The sequence below is a fragment of the Leptolyngbya sp. BC1307 genome (assembly GCF_002286735.1).
Taxonomy (GTDB): domain Bacteria; phylum Cyanobacteriota; class Cyanobacteriia; order Phormidesmidales; family Phormidesmidaceae; genus Phormidesmis.
On sequence record NZ_NRTA01000029.1, the window covers coordinates 31028 to 54930 of the forward strand.

Consider the following 23903-nt stretch of genomic DNA (forward strand, 5'->3'; position numbering starts at 1 on the left):
ATGAATCTGTTCTATCGCAATCGTCAGCTTCTCTTTTTAACCCTGACACTGATTGTTGTCTGGGGTGCTTCATCTTTTTTTACGCTGCCTCGCTTGGAAGATCCTGAAATTGTTCAGCGAAACTCAACCATCACCACGATATTTCCGGGAGCGAGTGCCGAGCGGGTCGAATCTTTGATCACCGATAAAATCGAAGATGAGTTTTCAGATGTTAAAGAAATAGACAATATTGAATCGAAATCTGGCCCCAATATTTCGGTGGTGACTATAGCGCTGAAAGATACGGTGGCAGATGTAGCCCCCGTATGGGCCAAGATTCGCAGCAAGCTAGAAGATGTGACGCCAGAACTCCCGCCTAGTGCGCTGGAGCCCGCGTACGAAGATGCCGATGTGAAAGCCAATGCGCTGATCGCGGGATTGACTTGGGATCTCGACTCGCCGGTAAATTCTGCAATTTTGCAGCGGGTGGCTGAAGACTTAAAAGACGATCTGGAGGCGATTCCAGGCACTGAAAAAGTCGAGCTATTTGGTCTGGCAGAGGAAGAGATTCAGGTCAATATCGATCAGTTTGCGGCGGCTAAATTGGGGCTGACCGCGCAAATGGTGGCGCAGCAGGTGCAGGCGAGCGATGCCAAAGTCTCAGCAGGTAAACTGCAGGGGACAACCAATGAGCTGTTGTTGGAGGTGAACAGTGCGCTGGAATCTTTAGAGAGAGTGCGACAGATTCCGATTCAGATAGGAGAGTCGGGACAGGTTAGCTTGCTGGGTGATATTGCCAGCGTCGATAAAGCCGTGAGAGAACCGGCGGATGAGCTGGCGCTGATTGGCGGTAAGCCCGCTGTCGTGCTGTCGGCGCAGGTAGAATCTAGCTTTCGGGTGGATGACTGGGCTGAGAATGCCAAGCAGGTGCTGGCAAACTTTGAGGGCAATCTTTCCGATGGCCTGAGTTTGACGGTGGTACTCGATCAGAGTGAGTACGTGCAGCAGCGGCTGAATGGCGTCATTGGCAACCTGTTGATGAGTTCGGTGCTGGTGATAGTGGTGTCACTGTTTTTGCTGGGCTGGCGGTCGGCGCTGACGGTGGGACTGGCCCTACCGCTGACGACGCTGATGGTGTTTGGCTGTATGAAGTCGCTAGGGATTCCGCTGCACCAAATGTCGGTAACCGGGCTGATTATTGCGCTGGGCCTGCTGATCGACAACGCCATTGTGGTCGTCGATGAGGTGCAGATTCGGCTGGGAGAGGGCATGCACCCGTCAACAGCAGTCGGCGACACCGTAAAGCATTTGACTGTACCGCTGCTGGCTTCTACGCTGACAACGGTGCTGGCCTTTGTACCGATTGCCACCTCACCTGGTGGCACAGGCGAGTTTATCGGCACGATTGGCACTACCGTCATTCTGGCTTTGCTCAGTTCTCTGGCGCTCTCTCTCACAGTGGTTGCCGCGATTATCGGCCTGATTTACCGACGCTGGCCCGCTCGTTCGGCGGCGTCGAGCTGGTGGGAAGGCGGATTTGCCAATCGGTCGCTGAGCAGTTTTTACACTCGTAGCCTGGGCGTGATGTTTCGCCGTCCGGTGCTGGGGATCGGACTGGCAATGATTTTACCGGTGGTGGGGTTTGTCCAGTTTGCGAGCTTACCGCAGCAGTTTTTTCCGCCGACCAATCGCGACCAGTTTCAAATTGAGTTTGAGCTACCGGCGCAAAGTGCAATGGCCTTGACCCGGTCGCAAGTCCTCTCCGCCCGCAATCTCATTCAACAACACCCCGCCGTCTCAGACGTGCACTGGTTCCTGGGCAAAAGCGCGCCTTCTTTTTTCTATAACGTGGTCGCAAACAAAGAGAACGCCCCCGACTATGCGCAAGGGCTTGTACAGCTCAACAACACCGAGAATTTGCGAGAGACAATCACCACCTTACAGCAGCAGCTAGACGAGGCGTTTCCGGAAGCGCAGATACTGGTCAGGCAGCTAGAACAAGGCCCGCCTTTCGACGCGCCGATTGAGCTACGGCTATATGGTTCTGAGCTGTCGGGACTGAGATCGCTGGGCAATCAGCTTCGCGGCGAACTATCACAAATTCCGGACGTCATCCACACGCGAGCCGGACTCACCGAAGCGCAGCCCAAGCTGGCCCTGAGTGTAGATGAAGTAGCGGCGCGGCGAACGGGGTTGGATAATGGCGCGATCGCTTCTCAACTCAACAGCACGCTAGAAGGCACCGTCGGCGGCTCCTTGCGAGAAGACACCGAAGATATTCCGGTGCGCGTGCGGGTAGGAGACGATGTGCGAGGTGATTTGGGCGCGATCGCCTCCACCGATCTCCTTTCTCCTCAAGCTGGCTCCACCACTGTCCCCCTATCAGCCGTCGCCGACATCAGCCTGGTACCCGACATCGCTACCATCGCCCACTACGACGGTCAGCGAGTGAACACCGTGCAGGCTTTTCTCAAAGCGGGAGCCTTACCTGACGCGGCCCTCACAAGCTTTCGTCAGCAGCTAGAAGAGAGCAACTTTGAGCTGCCAACGGGCTATCGTATTGAGTATGGCGGCGAGGCCGATGCGAGAGGTAGCGCGGTCGGTAACCTGCTGGCTTCGGTTGGCGTCCTGATGATTTTGATGACGGCGACGCTGGTGCTGTCGTTTAATTCATTTGCGATCGCTGGTCTCCTGGCAGTGGTCGCCATCTGCGCAGTGGGCTTAGCCGCTATGGCCCTGTGGCTATTCGACTCTATCTTTGGCTTCACTGCAATTTTAGGCACACTGGGTCTGATTGGTCTGGCAATTAACGATTCGATTGTGGTGCTAGCGGCGCTGCGAGAAGATCCGCAGGCTCGAATAGGCGATGTCAAGGCGACTGTCCATGTGGTGCGCAAAGCGACCCGGCACGTGATCGCGACCACGGTGACGACAATTGTTGGCTTTGTACCGCTGATGCTAGATACAACCGGGTTTTGGCCACCGCTGGCAATTGCGATCGCAGGCGGTCTCGGCGGCGCAACTCTGCTAGCCCTTTACTTCATCCCAGCTGCTTACATCTTAAGCTTCAGGCAAAACCCCAAAGCAGCCCCAACCCTGAAAGTCCAGACATAATCTCCCCCTCCCCTGGAAGGTCTCCCATGCTGAAACTCTACTATCACCCCCTGTCTCCTATCGCTCGCCGGGTCTGGTGGGCGCTATTGGAAAAAGAGATTCCCTTCAATCCTGTCATTGTCGATTTGCGGGGCAAGCAATTTGAACCCAACTTTCTAGCCATCAGTCCGTTTCATCACGTGCCGGTTTTAGTCCACGACGACGTTCACCTGATTGAATCGCTGGCTATCCTCGACTATCTCGACCACCAGTTTCCGCAAAATTCTCTTTCGCCTATTGCGCCTGCTGGCCTGGCAAAAATGCGTATGGTGCAAATGGTGGTGACCAACGAGGTGATTACTCAGCTAGTGGCTATTGTGAACGCTGAGAACCAGTCTTTATCGACAGAAAAGAAAGATCATCTGGAGACCTGCTTTCGATTTTTAGACGAGCAGTTGGGAGAAGGTGATTATTTTGGGGGCGATCGCCTGAACTTAGCCGACATTATCACCGGCTCGACTGTCCCTCTCTTCAGCCGATTAGGCATATCCTTACAAACTTATGAGTCGCTCTCCCGCTGGCAGGCTCGCATTATGGAGCGCCCTAGCTGGCAGCAAACTAATCCTAACGATGACGACTTTCAGCAGTGGAAACGATGGATACAGCTTCAGGTGAAGCGACGACAGCGGCAGCGTACTCGTGCCTGACTACCATAAGGGGAGTAAAATTCAGTACAGATCACTTAGTAGATTTGATAATGGCTCCTGCAAAGAAAGCGCCTACTCAAACGGTTTATCAGCTCAAAATTACTCTGAGTGGCGCGCGCCCACCGATTTGGCGACGGGTACAGGTCGCCAGCAACATCACGCTGGGCAAGCTGCACAAAATTATCCAGGTGGCGATGGGCTGGTATAGCTGCCATATGCACGAGTTTGAGATTTTGGGCGAAGCTTACGGGGAGCCCATGCCAGAGTACGATCTCGATATTCGCAGTGAGCGCAACGTGCGCCTGAATACGTTTGTCACCGGAGAAAAGTTTAAATTTGCCTACGTTTACGACATGGGCGATAGTTGGGATCATCAGATCCTGGTCGAAAAGGTGTTACCCGCTGACCCTGAGGTGCGCTACCCCATTTGCATCAAGGGCAAACGCGCCTGCCCGCCCGAAGATTGTGGCGGCGTTTGGGGATATGCCGAGCTTTTAGAAACCCTTAGCGATCCTGAAAATCCAGAGCACGAGGAGATGCTGGAATGGGTGGGCGGCGACTTTGACGCCGAGGCGTTTGATCTGGCGAGCACCAATCAGCAATTGAAACAGATCAGGTAGGGAGCGATCGCGCCTAATCGCGCCCATTAGGTAGAATTCATAAGATCGTTTTTCGGCTTCTGACTTGCATATAGCGGTTCCCAGATGCATTCAGGAACCGCGAGTCACTTTACCCGTTGCAACATAAGGCTTTTAGCCGGGGTGATATACCTCAGCAAAGTGACCAACACTATATTAGGCCCCAGCCATCGCCAGGATCTTCGCCGTCTTCTGCATCTCCGCCAAAATCGCCGACACATTCGCCTTGGCATCGCCAAAGAGCATTTGCGAATTGTCTTTGTAAAACAGCGGATTGTCTACACCCGCATAGCCCACAGAAAGACTGCGCTTCATCACGATCACATTCGCCGCCTTCCACACTTCCAGCACGGGCATTCCCGCAATCGGGCTAGCCGGATCGTCCAATGCGCTCGGATTCACCGTATCGTTAGCGCCAATTACTAGCACCACGTCGGTATCGGCAAAGTCTTCATTGATTTCGTCCATTTCGAGCACGATATCGTAAGGGACGTTGGCTTCTGCAAGGAGGACGTTCATATGACCCGGTAACCGACCGGCAACCGGATGAATACCGAAGCGAACGGTTGTGCCGCGATCGCGCAAAATTTTCGTAATATCAGCCACTGCGTGCTGCGCCTGCGCCACCGCCATGCCATAGCCCGGCGTAATGATCACGCTGCTCGCATCGTTCAGCAGCTCAACGGTTTCTTCCACCGTAATAGAAGTCGCACTGCCCCCCGGCGCTGTACTGCCACCGCTCGACTTTGCGCCCTGGCCAAAGCCGCCCAAAATCACACTGATAAAAGAGCGATTCATTGCCTGACACATAATGATGCTCAAAATCGCCCCGCTGCTGCCGACCAGCGCCCCGGTCACAATCAGCAGATCGTTCGAGAGCATAAAGCCCGCCGCCGCTGCTGCCCAGCCCGAGTAGCTATTCAGCATAGAAATCACGACGGGCATATCGGCCCCACCGATGGCAGCGACCAGGTGCATCCCGAGTAAACCTGCCAAGCCGCACATCCCGAGCAAGGCAGGAAGCCCAGCGTTGCCTTCTGCGCCCATAAAGACGAAGCCCAGGGCTACCGTCCCAATCAGTAGACCCATATTCAGCAGATGCCGTCCCGGCAGCGTCAGGGGCTTGCTGCTGATAATCGCCTTCAGCTTGCCGAAGGCAACGACCGAGCCAGTAAAGGTCACTGCCCCAATAAACACACCCACATAAATTTCAATCATGTGAATGGTTTCTTCTGCGCCGACCAGACCAGACTCAGGCTGCAAATAGTTGCCAATGCCGACTAGCACCGCCGCGAGACCGACGAAGCTGTGCAGCACCGCCACCAGCTCGGGCATTTCGGTCATCTCTACCCGCGAAGCCAAAAATGCGCCGATTACTACACCGGGCACAATCACTGCGATCAGCGCCGTGTAGTTGCTCACCCCGGCGCTAAAGGCCGTTGCACCAATCGCTAGCGCCATGCCGATAATGCCGTAGAGATTACCGCGCTTAGCCGTCTCCTGGTTGGACAGTCCGCCCAAGCTCAAAATGAACAGGACGATGGCCGCGATGTAAGCGACCGTCACTAAATTATTGGACATGAGGTTGATTCCTTGAATTTCTGTAGCGGTCAGATTTTCGATAGACAGGGGATGAATTACTTACGGAACATCTTCAGCATTCGCTGAGTAACTAGAAATCCGCCTGAGATATTGATAGTGCCAACCAGGATGGCGATCGCTCCCAATACAGTCGTCGTCGTCCATTCGCCCGAAAGCTGTAAAAGCCCGCCAATAACAATGATCCCACTAATCGCATTGGTCACACTCATCAGTGGCGTGTGCAGCGACGGGCTGACATTCCAAATCACCTGCCAGCCCACAAAGCAGGCCAAAATAAACACCGTAAAGTGCGATAGGAAAGAAGGTGGCGCGATCAGGCCAATCGCGATAATGCCGCTGGCCAGCGCAGTTAGCCCAACCCATTTGACCAGGGGTGAAGCCTTCTTCTCAGCGACAAGCGGCTGCACGACTGCTGCCGGTTTTGCTATGGGGGCAGGCGGTTTCTCCGGTTTGGGTGCTGGCCAGGTAACTTCGCCCTCGTAAGTGATCAGCGCGCCGCGAACGGCCTCATCTTCCAGGTCAATTTTGTAATCGTCTGAACCGCCCATGTCGCTGAGCAGGTGATACAAGTTGGTGCCGTATAGCTGGCTCGACTGGCTGGCCATGCGGCTAGGAAAATCGGTAATGCCCACAATCGTCACATCTTGATAGCTGTAAATTTCACCTGGCTGGGTCACCGCGCAGTTACCGCCCTGCTCAGCGGCCATATCGACTATGACCGAGCCTGGCTTCATACTCTCAACCATTTCCTGAGTCACCAGTAGCGGCGCACGCTTACCCGGGATCAGCGCTGTGGTGATGATAATGTCAACCTCTTTGGCCTGCTCTGCAAACAGCGCCATCTCCGCCGCGATAAATTCTGGGCTCATCGTCTTGGCGTAGCCGCCCTCGCCCGAGCCGTCTTCTGCGAAGCTCAGCTCCAAAAATTCTGCCCCAAGGCTCTCTACCTGCTCTTTCGCCACCAGCCGCGTATCAAAGGCGCGTACAATTGCGCCCAGGCTTTTCGCCGCGCCAATGGCCGCGAGCCCGGCCACACCTGCGCCAATCACCATGACCTTGCAGGGCGGCACCTTGCCTGCCGCCGTAATCTGCCCGGTAAAAAAGCGGCCAAACTGATTAGCAGCCTCAATCACGGCCCGGTAGCCCGCAATGTTGGCCATTGAGCTGAGCGCGTCCATCTTTTGGGCGCGGCTGATCCGGGGAATGGCGTCCATCGCCAGCACTATGGCCTGACGGCTAGAGAGATGGTTGACCAAATCTTGATTTTGAGCGGGCCAGATAAAGCTAATCAGCGATTGATCGGCGCTGAGCAGATCCGCTTCATGCTGGCCGTTGGGGTGATCTTGAGGGGGCTGCACCTTTAAGATGATGTCGGCTCGCTCCCACAGTTCGGTAGCCGTATTGATGATCTCGCAACCTGCCGCTTGGTAGGCCCTGTCGCTAAACTTTGCAGTCTCTCCAGCGGTGCGCTCTACTAATACTTCAAAACCGAGCTTTTGCAGCTTTTTCACCGTGTCGGGAGTAGCCGCCACCCGCCGCTCACCAGCGGCAATTTCTTTAGGGATACCAATCCTTTTGGCAGTTCTTTCTGTCGCTTCTGGGATCTGCTTAGGATCGGGAATGTTCTCCCGAGCAGCGTCCTTTTCAATTGAAAGGGTCATGGCATTTCCACTATGGCTGTGCAATCAGCATTTGAGTTAAATACTGGCAGAATAGAAATGCGATGCGAAAGGGGCAATTACAAAGGTTGATGTCTGTTTGCAAAAGTTTTTGAAGGGCCTAATCCCGCTTCTGTCTGGAATTCATCTAAGCTTTATCTGGAATTCGTTCGAGGTTTATTCAAGGTTAACTGGTCTCACTAGCCAATTCACTTGAGAAACCGTCCACCTGGATAAGCGCGTGTTCTTCAGGCAGTGTTAAACGTAATATAAGGAGAGCGCTGCACCTGTCTAGTCAAGTTGAACGGCTGCGCTTAACTTCATTAAGTCAACTCACCCCCTGTTTTGAGGAGTTCTCGCGAATGTCTGCTAAGCGTTCTATGTATCGTTTTTTATCAGGAGTGGCCCTGTCCGGCGCAGCGATCGCCACTACCCTGACGGCTCTACCAGTTCAGCCTGGAGTCGCTCAAACCAACCAGGGGATCACGCTGTTTGGCGGCGTAGATTCAGAGTTTCGCCTGCCTTATACCCTGCGTAACAACCAGCCTCGCAGCACCCGAGCAGCTTATTACCTGCGCGTGCCAGGTACTCGCATCGAGAGCGCAGCTTCCCAGCTGCGCATCAGCTATCCTGAAGCCTTTACCAACCGCAGCGGCGCTTTTGACATTGACCAGATCACGGTACGCCGGGGGCGAGGCTCAGGCGGGCGTGAAATTCCGGTCGATGAAGTAGTTTGGACGCCCGAATCGAGTCAGTTAGACATTTATCTCACTGAAGACATTCCTGCTGACACCAGCTTTGTGATTGCGATGGAAGGCATTCGCAACCCCAACCGCTTTGGCATGCACCGCTTTAACCTGCAGGCTGAATCGCGCGGTGATGTGCTCCCTCGCTACTTAGGCACCTGGGAACTGCTGGTTGCAGAAGATATGGGCAACCGGTAGAATAGTGGGTCTGTGCTTGCCCCACCCTACCGATTTCTCTAGGGCGGCAAGCACCCGATAGCTTTAAGTGCAAAGCCTGAAAAAGGTCGTATGTAAAGCTGTAGCAGTAGGATCTCACACTCAGGAATATTGAATCATGACAAAGCGTACTCTCGGGGGAACCTCCCGCAAGCGCAAGAGAGTTTCTGGCTTCAGAGCTAGAATGCGCACTAAAAATGGCCGCAATGTAATCAAGGCTCGTCGCAGCAAAGGCCGGGCTAGGCTCGCTGCTTAGATCAAGCTCAAATCGGCAATAAGACTGTATTCTCAGGCTTGCTTCCGTAGGATTTTACTGTGGCGCTACCCCAACAAAATCGGCTGAAATCGTCTCGTGATTTTGGTCGGGTGCATCGACGGGGGGCGCGGGCGGCGACCCATCACTTAGCTGCCCGCGCGCTAAAGCCTAAAATGTTGCCAACTGAGCGAGCAAGCGATAATCGCATCAGCGCAGATGGCCAGCCGTCTGCGCTGGTCTCGTCTTTTGGCATTTCTATCAGCCGCAAGGTAAGCAAACGAGCGGTCGTGCGCAACCGTATCAAGCGGCAGATCAGGGCAGTTCTCCAGCGATTTTTACCCGATGTTGCACCCGGCTGGCAGGTGGTTATCGTTGTGCGTTCGGCGGCAGTGGAGTGCGAATTTGACGACTTTTTGCGAGAATTAGAATATCTGCTGAAAAAGCTAGGAATATTTACGCAATCACGAGAGGGACGGCATGGCAATTAGCGAAGACGTATATTATGAGGGGGGTCCTCATGTGGGTGACCTGATTTTTAATATTGCGTTGGCCTTTACTATTATTTGCATTCCCTTGACGGTGGGCGCAGTGGTCAGAGCGCTCTGGTTGCGCTACCGGATCACCAGTCGGCGCATCTCGATTACTGGGGGGTGGATGGGGCGCGATCGCACTGACCTGATCTACTCAGAAGTTGCCAAAGTCGTCACCGTGCCAAGAGGGCTTGGGCTGTGGGGTGACATGGTGATTACGCTCAAAGACGGTAGCCGGTTTGAGCTGCGCGCTGTGCCCAAGTTCAGAGATATCTTTGACTACATCACCGATAAGATTTCTCCTCAGGCAAAAGTTGCTAGCGGCGCAATCGGCGTTTAGAGACTTGTATCTTCGATTACGATGGTCATGCTCATGGCTGGTCTCAGGGTTCGGTTAACCGAAAAATAGGCCAGTCGGCCACTGCGCAGAACGCATTACTTGCTAGATTGATCCCGCATTCGGTCGTCAATACCCCTAATATTCAGATAAATTAAAGTCAACAGCTTTCACATAAGAGCGCACGCATGGACTTCGGTATCGGCTTCCTTTCGAACAATATAATGCTGCCAATCCTGGATTTTTTCTACGGGGTTGTGCCTAGCTATGGGTTGGCAATTGTTGCCCTCACCTTAGTCATTCGCTTTGCGCTCTATCCGCTGAATGCGGGCTCTATTCGCAATATGCGAAAGATGAAGGTGGCCAACCCGATCATGCAAAAGCGCATGGCGGAAATTAAAGAGCGCTACAAAGACGATCCGGTCAAGCAGCAAGAAGAAATCAAAGGAATCTACGGTGAGTTTGGCAATCCGCTGGCGGGCTGCTTCCCGGTCATTCTGCAGATGCCGATTTTGTTTGCGCTGTTTGCGACGCTGCGAGGGTCACCGTTTGCGAATACCAACCTGCCGGTCAATCTGAAAATTGTGCCTCAAGAGGCGATAGAGCAAGTAGAGCAATCCCCTTTGGTTGCCAAGCCCAGCAACATCTTTGTAGCCGATGGTGAGCACTTTCGCGTGGGGGCGGTAGTGCCGACTGGCAGCGTCTTAGGCGTGGGTGACGCCACTAAAATTGAGCTGCGCTCCATAGACAACAAGTCTTTAGACGAGCTGAGAGCTGAGTATAGAGAAGAAGGTGTCGATATAGCGCCTGAATGGAAAATCACAAAAGGCGACGACATCGCAACGATCCAGCAGGACGGTACGCTCAAGGCGTTGGCTCCCGGTGATGTTACCGTTCAAGCTGAGGTGCCGGGTCTGGCGGCTGACAAGGGCTTTTTATTCATTGAGAAGCTGGGCCGCATTGGGGTCACTGGCGACAATGGAGAAATCCACTGGGACATTCTCGGGATGATCATTTTCTTTGGATTGAGCCTGTACGCCAGCCAGCAGATTACGGGGGCTCAAAGCGGTGGCGGCGACCAAAACGATCAGCAGCAGGCGATCGCTAAATTCACGCCGATTCTTTTCTCAGGCATGTTTCTCTTTTTCCCCCTACCGGCTGGGGTGCTGATGTACATGGTGATTGCCAACGTCTTTCAGACGGCACAGTCATTTATTCTCTCCAGAGAGCCCCTACCTGAAAATCTGCAAAAGCTGGTAGATGCCCAAGAAGCTAAACCGGCTGTTGCCTCAGGAGACGGGCGCGAGCAGCTCGCTTTTGAACCCGGCGCGGCTAAGCGGGCAGCAGCTAAAAGTGCCGACAGCAAGGATAAAGGCAGCAAATCGGGTAAATCTGGCTCTAAGAAGGTCTCTAAGAAGAAAACTTAGACTAGCGGGCACTGCCAAAAACTATTCAAAAACCCCATCCCAGCAAAATATTTTGAGCTGATGGCTCATCTGTCTCTAGGCGGGTGAGCCATTGCGCTTAAGAGTGCTAAGGGAGCGCTAGGGGAGCAGCGCAGGTAAAGCGGTTTCCCAGTCACAAATTCAGTTAAGGGGCATGTAGATTGATAGGATAGACCTTACGCATCAGCGCGGGAGCAATACAGACCTGTCAGGCAGGCAGGCAAAGGGAGGCTATACGGGAAAATGAGCACATCAACTGAAAAGAGCATTAGCTGGCTAGAGGAACTACTGAAGCTGCAGGGTCTTGAAACTCAGGTGAGCAGCAGCCAGACGACAGGAGAGTTGGGCGACGATAGCCATTGGCTCACAATTGATACTACGCCCCTAACTGAGGCCCAAATAGACGGGCTCATTGGCGATCGCGGCCAGGTTCTTGACGCTATCCAGTATTTGGCCAATACCGTCTTGAATATGGGCCGCGAACCGGATGAGCAGCGGGCCTATACGGTTGAAATTAATGGCTACCGGCAGCAGCGTCAGACTGAGCTGAAGGCCATTGGCGAAGCCGCCGCCGAAAAAGTCATTGCCGACGGCGAAGAATATGAAATCAAAGGACTCTCTGCGGCTGAGCGCCGTCAGATTCACGGCTTGCTGGGTGACTATGAGCAGCTAGAGACTTTCAGTCGAGGGCATGAGCCTAACCGCCATCTGGTCGTTAAGCTAGCAGGAGAGACTGACGATGACGAAGATGCGGGCACCGAGGAAGAATAAGCCCAGCTGACAGCCTCCAACCGCGCAGATATCATAGACAGACCCCAGAGACAGATCCCAGAGACGATGAGAGCCATTCATATTCCGCAGATTTTAACGGCCCCGAACCGCACTATCTCGCTCGATGTCGCAGAGCATTTGCCTGAGTTAGAAACGCTGACGCCGGTTATAGGGGAGATGAGCGTCACGCACGAGGGCACATATCTGAACGTGAGAGCCCAGGCCAATGCGATTATGACTTTGGAGTGCGATCGCTGCCTGAACAGCTACAACGCGCGTATCCAGGTAAACGCTTCAGAGCTGGTCTGGCTCGAAGAGGCTGCTCCCGAAGCTGGCAGCGTAGAAACCGAAGTTGAGCTAGAAGACCTGGTCGAGTCGCTGTCGCCGCAGGGATACTTTCATCCGGGGGAGTGGCTGTATGAGCAGATGTGTCTGGCCATTCCGCAAAAGCAGATTTGCCGCCCGGGCTGTCAGGGCATTGAAGTGAAAAATAATCCACCGCAGATAGAGATTGACCACCGCTGGGCGGCCCTGTCTTCGCTTAAGCAGCAGCTATCTGAGTAGGCACAGCAAAGAGCCTGATGCGAGAATTAGCTAGAGAGCTACCGCTGGAATCTTCTAAATCCGGACAGTTTTAACTGGAATCTGATTATCTTTTTGATTGGGTTCTATCGATATACATTTGAGTTGGCAATGTTTGCCATATCTCGATTGATCCGGATAGTAAGAAGCTACGAAATCAGGCAGTATGCTCTCATCTCAAGCTTGAGAAATTAATGGGTAAAATCCGTATTCTTTCGGTAGCTAGCTCCAGAGGGATCGTTCAATACCCTTTTGAGCCAGGGCATTCACAGATAAAAACGATTGCTTGGCGCAGTTTTTATCTATTCACAAACTTATAAAGTTGACATAACGCCTCAATGAGGTTTGAATGGGATGGGTTAATTCAAAGACATTGCTATGTCCGCTCGATCATCGTCACTGATTGAGTGCATCTGCCGAAGTTGTAATACTGAAGTTGTAATACTGAAGTTGTTTAAGCAAAGGACATTCTTTTCTATTCATTCTTGTCTCTATTTGCCCCAATAGATAGCTTCTTACTCTCTTTAACGACTGTCGGCAACCTTTATCTTTTAACAGCCTGAAAGCTTTCGTCGCAAACTTCAATAGGTTTGCGATCGCTCATCTTGCAGTTCTATCGCGCTTGACTTCTCGTTAGCAGCGTTTGGCGTGCGGTTCACTGTGCGGGTAGAGCAGGCTGTCATTTTTTTGAGGCTGCGTAACGGGTGCTTTTACCGATCACCGTTACCCAACTTTTTAAGGACAGGAATCATGGAAAATGCATCGATGGCATCCACTGGGATGGCACATAACGCTGGGCACAATCCTCATTCAATGGCAGATGATCCTAAAAGACATCAGGATCACGAGGCTTTTGCCAAGCTGATGGCGGCAGCGACGCCTACCCACACAGCAATCAAAAGCGGGGCTTGGTCTGATCCTCAAACCTGGCAAAATGGCCGGGTTCCGGACGCTAACGCCACAGCGCTGATCAAGCAGGGGACGACGGTTACCTACGATCAGGTCAGTGACGCTCGGCTCCGAACGATCATCAACCAGGGAAATCTCAAGTTTGCAGCTAACAAAGACACTCAGCTCCTGGTTGAGACGATACTCAACGGGCCAGAAGGGAAGCTGGATATCGGCGCTGAAAATCAGGCGGTCGCGGCTGACAAAAAAGCCAGAATTATCTTTACCAGCGATCGCACCATCAACACCCAGTGGGACCCGACTCAGCTCAGTAAAGGGCTAGTCAGCCACGGTGAAGTCAATATCTACGGCGCAGACAAGCTCGATAAAGTGGCCCTCGCCGGAGATGCGACCGCCAGCAGCAGCGTGTTGACCTTTAAGCAAGCGCCCACGGGCTGGCAGATTGGCGACAAAATTGTCTTAGGCGGTACCGGCTACGGCTGGAACGGCACCGACGCCGACAACTCCCGCCTGCAGGATGAGGTGCTCACGGTAACGGCTATCAACGGCAACCAAGTGAGCTTTGTCAATGACGATATTGAGTCGGGCGATCGCAACGTTCTCAGATTTGACCACACGCGCAGCGACATTACCGCCACCAATCAGCTCAGCCTCTACGCGGCTAACCTCACCCGCAACGTCAGCTTTGAAACTGAGAACGGTAAAAATGTGCCGATTGACCGTCGCGCCCATGTGATGCTGATGCACAGCCCCAAAGTCAACGTGCTCAACGCGGGCTTTTATGACTTGGGCCGCTCAGACAAGTCTAAGGTAGTTGACGATATCGGCAAAAATGTAGACGGCTCTAACGGCAACGGCTCTAATATTCGGGGCCGCTACTCGCTGCATCTTCACCGCACAGGCGCAGACAGTCTGGATGGTCAAGCGGCCCTGCTGCGCGGCAACGCGGTCGTCGGTAGCCCAGGCTGGGGAATTGTGCAGCACGACAGTCATGCCGGGCTCGAAGACAACATAGTCTTTGATGTGGTTGGCTCTGGTATTGTTGCCGAATCAGGCAACGAGATTGGCTGGTGGACTGACAATATGGTGATTAAAACAACTGGCGCGCAGGGGAAGGGTGACAGCCAGCGAGAGACCCGCGACAATCGCTTTGACTTTGGCTTTGAGGGCGACGGCTACTGGATTCAGGGAGCCGCTCAGGTCAAAAACAAAGACAACAAAGCAGTCAGCTCTAATCGCACCGGGATGACTCTCTTTGGTAGCGTTCTTGCGCCTAAAGGCCGCTTCCGCGATCAAGAGACTATCTTAGTCAAAAATCTACCGGCAGAGCTGCAAAAACTCTTTCCCAAAGACCAGACTGAGGTGGACGTTCGCGATGTGCCCATGGCCCGCATTAGTGGCTTTGAGAGCTACAACGCACATACGGGCTTCCAGGTTTGGGGGCACCAGACCAACTTCGACGGCGAGGGGGATTTTAGTAGCCAAGATGTTAAAACGGCTCATCAGGGGCGATCGCTCATCGACAACTTCAAACTCTGGGGCAATCGCTGGACAGGCGCGGTCGTTCAGTACAGCACCCATATCGATCTCAAAGATGGCTTAATCTTAGGTAGAGGCGCTGACAAAATCAGCGGCGGCCAGGGCTTATCCAACAACCACGCTAGCTTTGGGACTACCTATGACAACCTGACAATCGCTGGGTTTTCAGAAGGCGTACAGTTTGAATACCCCAACAACGACAAAGACTTTATCAGCCCCGAGCTAAAAAACAGCAAGCTGTTTAACAACACTTACCACCTCGCTAAAGTCGGTCATCGAGGCCCAATAGACGGACGGCCCTCTGACTTTGGTTCGTTTGTAAAGCTCAGCAATAACCAGTTTGCAGAGCAGCAGAACAATCGCGCGCCAGTCGCGAAGTTTAGCAATAAGGGCATTGGCGGGCTCGCTGTCCAGCTAGATGGCAGCGCTTCCTCTGATCTCGATCCGCTGCGTTCGGCTGATGGTTCGCCGCGATCGCTCGCCAGCAAAGGCATTGCTGCCTATGGCTGGGATCTTAACAACGACGGCAAAATTGACCGCTTTGGCCGCACTATCAGCCATGTTTTCGACCAGGCAGGTAGCCGCGATGTCAGCCTGACCGTGCTCGATAGCCAGGGAAAAGCCTCCACACTTACTCAAAAGATCGATGTAAAACCAACGGCCTACGCCAATGCCCTTAAAGACGGCGCTTTTAACAGCGGGACTAAACTGAGCGAAGGGTGGAAAAGCGGCAGCGGATCGTCCGACCAGGGCTGGTATGCCGACAAAGGCGTCAGCCTTGCCGATGGCGCTGCCAAGCTCTCAGCAGCCGGTGACTGGGGCAATTTCTTAGGCCAGGTGATCCGAGATCAGCAGGTTCGACGCGGGCAGCAAAAGCTCAGCTTTAAGCTCAAAAATCTGGAAGGTTCGACCGGAAAGCCCTGGGAAAGAAACGAAATTAAGGTCACGCTCTGGGGCGTGAACGGCCAGTTTAACAACAACCCCTGGGAGGGAACCGGCCCCACTCAGCCGGGGACTTTGCCCATGCAGCGCACCCAGCTAGTCAGCAAAGCGTTCGGCGGTGAAGCGGGTGAGTTCTTCGATTGGAAGAACTTCAATATGGATGTCAATTTGGGTAAAGGCTACGACTATCTCCTATTTCAGGTGAGTACGACTCGTACTAACAACCCTCAAGACTATGTCGCCATTGACAATATCTCTTTGACCGGGGCGGCAGATACCCTATCGAAGCCCAGCGGCGAGACGGCGGTACTGTCTAGTAACATCACCAGGCCCAGCAGCTCGCAGCCCCTGGTTTCAGCAGATGTGCAGAGCTTTACCAACGAAGTGCTGAGGCTCACTAATGAGTTCAGAGCAGAGAACGGATTAGCCCCACTGAAGGCTAACGCTGAACTAGCTCAGGCAGCGCAGGATTACTCAGAAACCATGGCTATTGGTGATTTCTTTAGTCACACGGGCAAAGATGGATCTAACCTGGGAGACCGGGCTGAGCGAGCCGGTTATGAAGCGTTGAGACTGGGTGAAAATATTGCGGCAGGGCAGCGATCGCCCGAATCAGTCGTCAATGGCTGGATCAACAGCCCTGGTCACCGGGCCAACTTACTCAACCCCAACTATACCGAGCTGGGCGCGGGCTACTTCAAGCTAGATAACGACACCGGCTCGGTAAATTACAACACCTACTGGACGCAGCTCTTTGGCAGCGGCGATCTCAAGCCCGATACAGCACCTGCACCTGCGCCTACCAAGCAACCGATCGCCAAACTGATGACGCCCCCCACGGTCAATCTAGACCCGGTCGCCAAACTCAGCTTTGATGAAGGCACTGGCAAGCTAGCAGTAGACACTGCTCCGGGCGTTAAAAACAACGGTCGGCTGCGCGGCGATGCGAGATGGACGCCGGGGAAAGCGGGTCAAGCTGTCGCCTTCGACGGCACAGGAGATGTCGTTACTTTGAACGACGCCAAAGAGATCAACCTGGGCACCCACGCCCAGCGCAGCGTTTCTCTGTGGTTTCGAGTAGACGAGGCAGCAGCTGGTCGCCAGCAGGTGATCTACGAAGAGGGCGGTACTACGCGCGGTCTCAACGCCTATGTGCAAGACGACCTGCTGTATGTGGGCGGCTGGAATACACCCGAGAGCAAATGGTCTGGCTCGTGGCTGAAAACGGGCAATGTCTCATCTGGCCAGTGGCACCATGCCGCCCTTGTCCTAGACGGTAAAGAAACGGTGCAAGCAGGCGCACTCACCGCTTATCTCGATGGCCAAAAGATCGGGCAGATGGACGGCTCTCAGCTATGGGCGCACGGCGATGGCATCGGCATTGGTAATGTCAACGGCAACACCAGGTTTGAAGATGGCAACAGTTCAGGCTCAGCCTACGGTCTAGCTGGGGCGGTAGACGAGGTGCAGATTTTCAATAGCGCCCTCAACAGCACTCAGGTGAAGCAGCTAGCAACGGCTTTTGGCTGAGGTTTGACCAGATAGCTGGTCAAAGGTGCTGCTGTCCCCCTGCTTGAATGCTTGGGTGAAATGGTTCCCAGTCTGACGGTCCAGGCGTTGTTGTGTTTGACAGACATCTGCCTGGACCGTTTCTTTTTATCGGTTTCGTCTTATCAAATCTTTGCTATTTCTATAAAGGCTTATGATCTACAAAGAGTAGTGATAGGCGGCTGAGATGAGTTTTCGCGAAGAGCTGAGTTTGTTGGTGCGATCGCGCTACCCCCTGATCTACATTCCCACTCGTGAAGAGGAGCGGGCGGAGGCGGCGATCGCGCAGTGCGCCAAAAGTATGGGCGGCGATCGCGCCGTCTACACCTGGGACTACGTCGATGGCTACCAGGGCAACCCCACTGACAATGGCTTTGGTCGGCGCAATCCGCTGCAAGCGCTAGAGCTGATTGAAAAAGTTCCGGCCTCAGCAGCGGCGATCTTTGTGCTCAGAGACTATCACCGCTTTTTAGAAGACATTGCCATTTCGCGGAAGCTGCGCAACCTGCTGCGCCTGCTGAAGGCCCAGCCTAAAAACATTGTGATTTTGTCTGCTCAGCTCAGCGTTCCGGACGAACTGAGCAGCAGTATTACCGTGCTGGAGTTTCCGCTACCCGATGTCACCGAAATTCGCACCGAGGTGGATCGGATACTGGGGGCAGCCGGTAGCCAACTCTCGGCTCGCGATACTGATGAGCTGGTGCGCTCCTGTCAGGGGCTGGCCTTAGAGCGCATTCGCCGGGTGCTCTCTCGCGGCATCGCAGCCCACGGCACCTTTGAGCCGGGCGATATCGATCTGATTTTAGAAGAAAAGCGGCAGACCATTCGCCAGACCCAAATTCTGGAGTTTTATCCGGCCAGCCAGAAAATTTCCGACATCGGTGGGCTCGATAGCCTCAAAGACTGGCTGCTAACGCGAGGCGGCGCTTTTTCTGAAAAAGCCCGTCAGTATGGCCTGCCCCATCCGCGCGGGCTGATGCTGGTGGGCATTCAGGGCACAGGTAAATCTTTGACGGCTAAGGCGATCGCCCATCACTGGCACCTGCCCCTACTGCGGCTAGATGTAGGCAGGCTATTCGGCGGTCTCGTGGGCGAATCCGAATCACGCACCCGGCAGATGATCCAGCTAGCTGAAGCCCTAGCTCCCTGCATTCTGTGGATTGACGAAATTGACAAAGCCTTTGCCGGATTTGACGGTCGCGGCGACTCCGGCACGACTAGCCGCGTGTTTGGCACTTTTATCACCTGGCTCGCCGAAAAATCCTCTCCTGTGTTTGTCGTCGCGACCGCCAATAATATTCAATCACTGCCGCCTGAAATGCTGCGCCGGGGCCGCTTCGATGAAATCTTCTTTGTCGGTTTGCCCAGTCAGGAAGAACGAGAGGCGATTTTTGCGGTGCATCTAGCTCGCTTGCGACCCCACAACCTCTCTATCTACGACCTCAAACGGCTGGCCTACGAGACCCCCGATTTTTCTGGCGCTGAAATTGAGCAGGCAATTATCGAAGCAATGCATATTGGCTTTAGTCAAAACCGCGACTTTACCCATGACGACCTGCTCACTGCCGTTAGCCAGATCATTCCGCTAGCGCGTACCGCCCAGCAGCAGATAGAGGCGCTGCAAAGCTGGGCCGCTGCCGGTAGAGCCCGCATGGCCTCACGCCAGAGCTCTCTGACAGAGCGGATTGAGCAGCAGCGCAAAAGTGATAGCACCAGTCCTGATTAAGAGGGCTACAGCTGCTTTACCAATCGCGCGCTTCACGCTATAACCATAAGACTCTTGCACGCATTTCTTCGTCATGGTGATGAAAAACTTTTTACTGGGCCTGAGTAAATTTGTCTTGGGCATTATTTTAGCCATGCTGGTGGTATCACTGGCGGGCCTGTCCATGGCCCGGTATTTTATGACGCGCCTGGCCGAGCCGCCTGAGCGCCCCACCTACGACAACGATCTGCCAGAGACACCGCCTGACGCAGCCGAGCCGCCTGCCGATAGTCCTGCTGCTACCGAAACACCTGAAACTGAGGCCGACGAAACTTTGGCAGAAGGCGCCTATCGAGCGGTCGTCACCCAGCCGGTGGGCCTGATTGTGCGCGCCGGACCGGGGCCAGACTATGAGCAAATCGGCGGCTTAGAGTACCAGGCCAGTGTAGTCATCCTCTCAGAAGACAGCGGCTGGCTAGAAGTACAGCTGAGCGGTGGCCAAGAGGGCTGGATTAAAGAGGGGAACGTAGCCGAAGAGTAGCCTATGCTTGTGCGATCAAAAGGATAAATGAGCCGATTGTTAAGAAAGCTGTCTCATTTCAACGGTTGATTACAGAACGGTGGCAATTGCCACCTCTGTCTAAAGGGGGATGGTAGCTTGGGAACACCCACAAGTCACAGACAACGGTTATGTATAACAACTCACAGAAAGATTGGCTGGGTTCGGTCGTCGTCGCCGCTTTAGGTGCAAGCGTGATCACCTCTTTTGCCATCAGCCAGGGACAAAATCCGCTGGTTGGCTTGGGCATTACCGCAACCGCCGCGCTAGCCGCTGTGACGTTAGACTTTTTGCTGTAGCGGCTGACTAAAGCTGCCGTCAAAGCTACAGCTAGATGCAGACATCTACAGGCGCAAGCAATACTGAGAAGCATTACAGCTTAGATCAGCTCTCCTGAAAACGGCAGGCAGCTAATGTAATCTCTCAAGCAGCCTGCTAAAACTAGCGGGCGATCGCTTCAAGAGAGTGAAACAAATATCTATGCTGTTTATCACCAACCGAGTATTAGAGCAGGGTCTGACGCCGCTGCCCGAATCAGGTTCAGACTTTCGCCTATCGCGCTCAATCAACTTCGTCTTAGACAATAACCAGGCCGAGCAGTCATTTTACTGCTGCCAGCGCATCGGCCCTGGCAACTATATAGAGATTGGCAGCGCTAACCTGTTCGACCGGCTAAAAGTGCTCGAAGCTGACCAACTGCTATTTTTCATTCACGGCTTTTCTACCCTGCCCGAACAGGCTCTTGAGCAAACAGAAAGACTGCAGCGGCTGATTGATGCACTGCGTCAGATTGGGCTGAGAGACTCCGTCAAAAATCCTAAAGTAGTCGTGGTGCCGCTGATCTGGCCCTGCGATAACAGCTTTGGCAAGGTAAAAGACTATTTTGACGATCAAAAATCTGCCGATGCTAGCGGTACGGCCTATATGCGGCTCCTGCAAAAGTTTCTCGCCTGGCGCGAGGAAAACAGCACGCTAGAAAATCCCTGCCTTAAACGGGTAAATATCCTGTCGTATTCTATGGGCAACCGGGTGCTGCGCAGCGCCCTCAATCTCTCAGTTAAATACTACCCGCAAAATAGTGTTGCACTGCTGTTTAGAAATGTCTTTATGGCCGCTGCTGATGTGGCCAATGAAAGCTTGGAGCCTGGGAATGAAGGGAGTATGATTCCGCCGATGAGCCGCAATGTGGTGGTGTATCATGCAGCAGATGATCTGGCACTGCGGGCCAGTAAGGTGGCCAATGTTAATGTCAGCAGTGCGGCAGGCTCGCGGCGACTGGGGCATACCGGCCCAGGGAAAATGGACAAAGTCCCACGAAATGTCTACGCCATTGACTGCGACGACTTTAACAATCAATACGACTCGCCCTTGGGCCATACTTACTTTCTCGAAGACCCACAGACGGGCGATGCGGGTCTATTGCTCCGCCATGCCTGGGCCTGTATGCGCACGGGCCGCGTCCCCGTTACCCCGAGCGCCTTTCCCACCAGCCGCATCGAAATTTTGAATGACCAGCAGCAGATCTAGAGGTCTGCGCCGATCATTCCATCTAGAAGTCCGACCATAGTGGGATGACCGGCTAGGTATTCGTGCCTACTCTTTTTGGGATGTTCGAGTGGGCTAGATGAAACGGTTAGCAAGAGTTGGGCGACTGAGGCTATTCAGGCAGGCGCTGCTATTTGCTATGGCCTGGCTGCTCGCCCTCGGCCTGTCTCATCCGCCTGCTGTCGCTCAGATTTCTATTGGGGGGGGTGGCGGCAGCCCTCAATCCGCCATCAGCTGGGTGCGTTTGGACGGCTACAAAGTTTTTCAGCTGGCGGCTCCTCAGGCGGCAATTGGCAGTCGCATTCGGCGGGTGGAGACGAACTTAGAGCAGATTCGCGATCGCTATGTGCAAGCAGACAGCGACGAACTGCGGTTTACGACCGAGCGCATCGGGCCAGACGAGCTACCGGCTATTTTTATCAATGGCCGCTATCTGCTGACGCTGACAAAGACTGACGCCAATATGCAAGGAACACTGCCCTGGTCGCTAGCTAAGGACCTACAGCAGACACTACCAGCCACGCTCAGACAGGCACGGCGTCAGCGTCAGCCAGAGTATTTGCGACAGCAGGGAATTGCGGCCGCTTTAATCGCGCTGGCGGCGGCTGTGGCTATTGGCGTGATTGAGTATAGGCAGCGGCGACTGCCAGACCGCTACGGACTCGCCGGCTGGCTGCTGCGAATTGACCCTTCTGGGCTAGAACCGCAGCAGCGAGAGCATTTGCAGGAGGCTCAGCGCCGCAGCCTACAGCTCGTACAGATGGTCATTACAGTCGGCACCACGCTGCTGATCTTATGGCTGTTTCCAATGACCCGGCCCTTTTGCCTGAGAGCGATCAACTGGCTGAAGATTCCCTTTGTAATTTTGGTGCTGCTGATTATCGCCTATGTCGGGGCACGCCTGAGCTTTGCGCTGATCGAGAGCCTCTCATCGGGATTGGTGAACGAGAGCCTGTCAGCGATAGAAAATTCCCGGCGTACTGAGCTGCGAGTTTCTACTATTACCAGCGTACTCAGAAATATCGCAACGTTTGCCTGGATCGTGATTGGTCTATTGGTGGCGCTGGCGCTAGCGGGCATTAATCTGGGCCTGCTGATTGCCAGTTTTAGCGTGGCTGGCCTGGCCCTGTCGCTAATCTTTCGCAATCTGGTTACAGGGGCGGTGAACAGCTTCTTTATTATTTTGGAAGATCAGTATGCCATCGGGGATGTGATTGTTTTGGAAGACGTTGCTGGCGGTCTAGGCGGCCTAGTCGAGAACCTTAACCTGCGGATTACCCAGCTGCGAGACACGGGCGGACGGCTGATTACCGTGCCGATGAGTCAGGTCTCTGCTGTGGCTAATTTCTCTCATCAGTGGGCCCGGGCAGACATGAAAATTCCTATTCCTTACCAGGCCGATGTCAATCAGGCGCTTGGCATTATTCGCACTACTGCTGAAGAGATGCACCATGACGACGACTGGCGATCGCTGATTTTAGAGCCCGTCGAGGTACTGGGCGTTGAGAACTTTGGCGATCGCGGCCCAGTCGTGCGCGTGTGGATAAAAACCCAGCCAATCAAGCAGTGGGATGTCTCTAGAGAATTTCACCGCCGCCTCAAGCTAGCGTTTGACGACGCTGAGATTACCATCCCCGCGCAGCAGCAAGAAGTCTGGTTTCAGACGGCTAACGATATGCGGCTACAGCTAGACGGACTAACAGACAACGGCACTTCAGATCACCGCTCGGGGAAGGGCACAGCCACTATCGGGGCGACCCCTGAGGCAGCCAATCAGAACGGTGACGGCGATGGCGATGGTGACGGCGACAGTGGTGAAGCGAGTGACGGAGAATGAGCGATCGCTGACGCACGGCGTGCGATCGCGCCAAGCTTCGCTACCATCTAGAGACCCATCATCCGCACCTTCCTAGCTCATGGAAAACTCCTCGCCGTCCGAATCGCTCATCAAAACTCAGTCTGAAGATGGCACTGTGCATCCAGGCAGAGACATTGGCGGCGGACTGCCCGTTATTGAGTACTGGGCAAAGCATACGCTGGCACCCGAGGGACCGCAGGTTTGGCAGACTTTGTTGCATAAGAGCGCTTGCCTCTCTTGCGCTTGGGGCACAGGCGGGCAAAAAGGGGGCTTCACGAACGAAGAAGGCGAGAAGTTGCAGCGCTGCGCGAAAAGCGTGGAATCTATCGTGGCTGAATTGCAGCCGCCGGTTGAGCCGCACTTTTTTGAAAAACATTCGATTGAAGGCTTGCAGCAGCTTAGCTCAATGGAGGCAGATAGACTGGGCCGTTTGAGCTTTCCAGCAATCTTGCGAGCGGGGTCGTCGCACTATGAGCGCCTTAGTTGGGATGAGGTCTATGACTTAGTAGAAGAAGCCTTTCGTCAGTCGCCTGAGCGGGTGGCTTCTTACAGTTCTGGGCGGTCTTCTAATGAGGCGGCTTATCTGCTGCAACTGATGATGCGATCGCTCGGCTCAAACAATCTAGCTGACTGCTCTGACCCTGATTGACTGACAAAAGATGCGATTACATGAGCGAATCGCTTATCAGCAGGCAATTGTAGGCATTGAAAAGTAGTCAAAGGGAGCCAGCGTTCTAA

18 protein-coding genes and 1 pseudogene are annotated in these 23903 nt (G+C 54.0%); 17 read left to right on the top strand and 2 right to left on the bottom strand.

Annotation, left to right across the window (positions count from 1 at the left end; genetic code table 11):
• From CKL79_RS15160 to CKL79_RS15170, 3 genes are read left to right on the top strand one after another with little or no spacing between them, the layout of a single operon-like run.
• Entirely contained in the window at positions 1-3093 is a 3093-nt protein-coding gene (locus CKL79_RS15160) for an efflux RND transporter permease subunit (protein WP_121970424.1), read from the top strand.
• Between the two features lie 26 nt (positions 3094-3119).
• The gene (locus CKL79_RS15165; protein WP_121970425.1) at positions 3120-3779 is read left to right on the top strand and encodes a glutathione S-transferase family protein; all 660 of its coding nucleotides are present in this window, start codon (positions 3120-3122) and stop codon (positions 3777-3779) included.
• A gap of 50 nt (positions 3780-3829) precedes the next feature.
• Complete coding sequence (locus CKL79_RS15170; protein ID WP_121970426.1) at positions 3830-4399, top strand: plasmid pRiA4b ORF-3 family protein; 570 nt, start codon at positions 3830-3832, stop codon at positions 4397-4399.
• Positions 4400-4573: 174 nt separating this feature from the next.
• On the opposite strand, the gene pntB is transcribed toward CKL79_RS15170, so the two are convergent.
• Together pntB and pntA are read right to left on the bottom strand one after the other, a co-directional pair.
• Complete coding sequence (gene pntB / locus CKL79_RS15175) at positions 4574-5998, bottom strand: Re/Si-specific NAD(P)(+) transhydrogenase subunit beta (protein WP_121970427.1); 1425 nt, start codon at positions 5996-5998, stop codon at positions 4574-4576.
• Positions 5999-6054: 56 nt separating this feature from the next.
• Entirely contained in the window at positions 6055-7680 is a 1626-nt protein-coding gene (pntA, locus tag CKL79_RS15180) for a Re/Si-specific NAD(P)(+) transhydrogenase subunit alpha (RefSeq protein WP_121970428.1), read from the bottom strand.
• Between the two features lie 359 nt (positions 7681-8039).
• Between pntA and CKL79_RS15185 the strand changes: the two genes are divergently transcribed.
• The 14 genes and pseudogenes from CKL79_RS15185 to CKL79_RS15245 all read left to right on the top strand — a co-directional run.
• Positions 8040-8621 carry a DUF2808 domain-containing protein gene (locus CKL79_RS15185; RefSeq protein WP_121970429.1) on the top strand — a complete coding sequence of 194 codons (582 nt, stop codon included), beginning with the start codon at positions 8040-8042 and terminating at the stop codon, positions 8619-8621.
• A 136-nt stretch (positions 8622-8757) separates the two neighbouring features.
• The gene (gene rpmH / locus CKL79_RS15190; RefSeq protein WP_121970430.1) at positions 8758-8895 is read left to right on the top strand and encodes a 50S ribosomal protein L34; all 138 of its coding nucleotides are present in this window, start codon (positions 8758-8760) and stop codon (positions 8893-8895) included.
• A gap of 59 nt (positions 8896-8954) precedes the next feature.
• A complete protein-coding gene (rnpA, locus tag CKL79_RS15195; protein WP_121970431.1) occupies positions 8955-9383 on the top strand; it encodes a ribonuclease P protein component in 429 nt (142 codons plus the stop codon).
• Positions 9373-9765, top strand: a complete 393-nt coding sequence (locus CKL79_RS15200) for a PH domain-containing protein (protein ID WP_121970432.1) — start codon at positions 9373-9375, stop codon at positions 9763-9765. Before rnpA ends, CKL79_RS15200 begins: the two co-directional genes overlap by 11 nt.
• A gap of 185 nt (positions 9766-9950) precedes the next feature.
• Entirely contained in the window at positions 9951-11189 is a 1239-nt protein-coding gene (yidC, locus tag CKL79_RS15205; RefSeq protein ID WP_121970433.1) for a membrane protein insertase YidC, read from the top strand.
• Between the two features lie 261 nt (positions 11190-11450).
• A complete protein-coding gene (locus CKL79_RS15210; protein WP_121970434.1) occupies positions 11451-11978 on the top strand; it encodes a R3H domain-containing nucleic acid-binding protein in 528 nt (175 codons plus the stop codon).
• A gap of 66 nt (positions 11979-12044) precedes the next feature.
• Positions 12045-12542: a YceD family protein gene (locus tag CKL79_RS15215; RefSeq protein WP_121970435.1), complete on the top strand. Its 498-nt coding sequence runs from the start codon at positions 12045-12047 to the stop codon at positions 12540-12542.
• Positions 12543-13310: 768 nt separating this feature from the next.
• Positions 13311-17480, top strand: coding sequence for a CAP domain-containing protein (locus CKL79_RS15220; RefSeq protein WP_121970436.1), 4170 nt, complete (start codon positions 13311-13313; stop codon positions 17478-17480).
• Positions 17481-17685: 205 nt separating this feature from the next.
• Positions 17686-19224, top strand: coding sequence for an AAA family ATPase (locus CKL79_RS15225; RefSeq protein ID WP_121970437.1), 1539 nt, complete (start codon positions 17686-17688; stop codon positions 19222-19224).
• Positions 19225-19297: 73 nt separating this feature from the next.
• The gene (locus CKL79_RS15230) at positions 19298-19744 is read left to right on the top strand and encodes an SH3 domain-containing protein (protein WP_121970438.1); all 447 of its coding nucleotides are present in this window, start codon (positions 19298-19300) and stop codon (positions 19742-19744) included.
• Between the two features lie 149 nt (positions 19745-19893).
• Complete coding sequence (locus CKL79_RS23205) at positions 19894-20061, top strand: hypothetical protein (RefSeq protein WP_170944076.1); 168 nt, start codon at positions 19894-19896, stop codon at positions 20059-20061.
• Between the two features lie 166 nt (positions 20062-20227).
• Positions 20228-21289, top strand: coding sequence for an alpha/beta hydrolase (locus CKL79_RS15235; protein WP_141242217.1), 1062 nt, complete (start codon positions 20228-20230; stop codon positions 21287-21289).
• A gap of 157 nt (positions 21290-21446) precedes the next feature.
• Complete coding sequence (locus CKL79_RS15240; RefSeq protein WP_170944077.1) at positions 21447-23144, top strand: mechanosensitive ion channel family protein; 1698 nt, start codon at positions 21447-21449, stop codon at positions 23142-23144.
• 79 nt (positions 23145-23223) lie between these two features.
• Positions 23224-23805: pseudogene (locus CKL79_RS15245) on the top strand (molybdopterin-dependent oxidoreductase); the annotation flags it as partial.
• Between the last annotated feature and the right edge of the window lie 98 nt (positions 23806-23903).

Bases quoted from the DNA above. Each gene is read 5' to 3' on its own strand.
- CKL79_RS15170 (WP_121970426.1), top strand. From the start codon at position 3,830: ATGGCTCCTGCAAAGAAAGCGCCTACTCAAACGGTTTATCAGCTCAAA.
- CKL79_RS15210 (WP_121970434.1), top strand. From the start codon at position 11,451: ATGAGCACATCAACTGAAAAGAGCATTAGCTGGCTAGAGGAACTACTG.
- CKL79_RS23205 (WP_170944076.1), top strand. From the start codon at position 19,894: ATGTATAACAACTCACAGAAAGATTGGCTGGGTTCGGTCGTCGTCGCC.
- yidC (WP_121970433.1), top strand. From the start codon at position 9,951: ATGGACTTCGGTATCGGCTTCCTTTCGAACAATATAATGCTGCCAATC.
- CKL79_RS15215 (WP_121970435.1), top strand. From the start codon at position 12,045: ATGAGAGCCATTCATATTCCGCAGATTTTAACGGCCCCGAACCGCACT.
- rpmH (WP_121970430.1), top strand. From the start codon at position 8,758: ATGACAAAGCGTACTCTCGGGGGAACCTCCCGCAAGCGCAAGAGAGTT.
- CKL79_RS15220 (WP_121970436.1), top strand. From the start codon at position 13,311: ATGGAAAATGCATCGATGGCATCCACTGGGATGGCACATAACGCTGGG.
- CKL79_RS15160 (WP_121970424.1), top strand. From the start codon at position 1: ATGAATCTGTTCTATCGCAATCGTCAGCTTCTCTTTTTAACCCTGACA.
- CKL79_RS15240 (WP_170944077.1), top strand. From the start codon at position 21,447: ATGGCCTGGCTGCTCGCCCTCGGCCTGTCTCATCCGCCTGCTGTCGCT.
- CKL79_RS15165 (WP_121970425.1), top strand. From the start codon at position 3,120: ATGCTGAAACTCTACTATCACCCCCTGTCTCCTATCGCTCGCCGGGTC.
- pntB (WP_121970427.1), bottom strand. From the start codon at position 5,998: ATGTCCAATAATTTAGTGACGGTCGCTTACATCGCGGCCATCGTCCTG.
- CKL79_RS15225 (WP_121970437.1), top strand. From the start codon at position 17,686: ATGAGTTTTCGCGAAGAGCTGAGTTTGTTGGTGCGATCGCGCTACCCC.
- pntA (WP_121970428.1), bottom strand. From the start codon at position 7,680: ATGACCCTTTCAATTGAAAAGGACGCTGCTCGGGAGAACATTCCCGAT.
- CKL79_RS15230 (WP_121970438.1), top strand. From the start codon at position 19,298: ATGGTGATGAAAAACTTTTTACTGGGCCTGAGTAAATTTGTCTTGGGC.
- CKL79_RS15185 (WP_121970429.1), top strand. From the start codon at position 8,040: ATGTCTGCTAAGCGTTCTATGTATCGTTTTTTATCAGGAGTGGCCCTG.
- CKL79_RS15200 (WP_121970432.1), top strand. From the start codon at position 9,373: ATGGCAATTAGCGAAGACGTATATTATGAGGGGGGTCCTCATGTGGGT.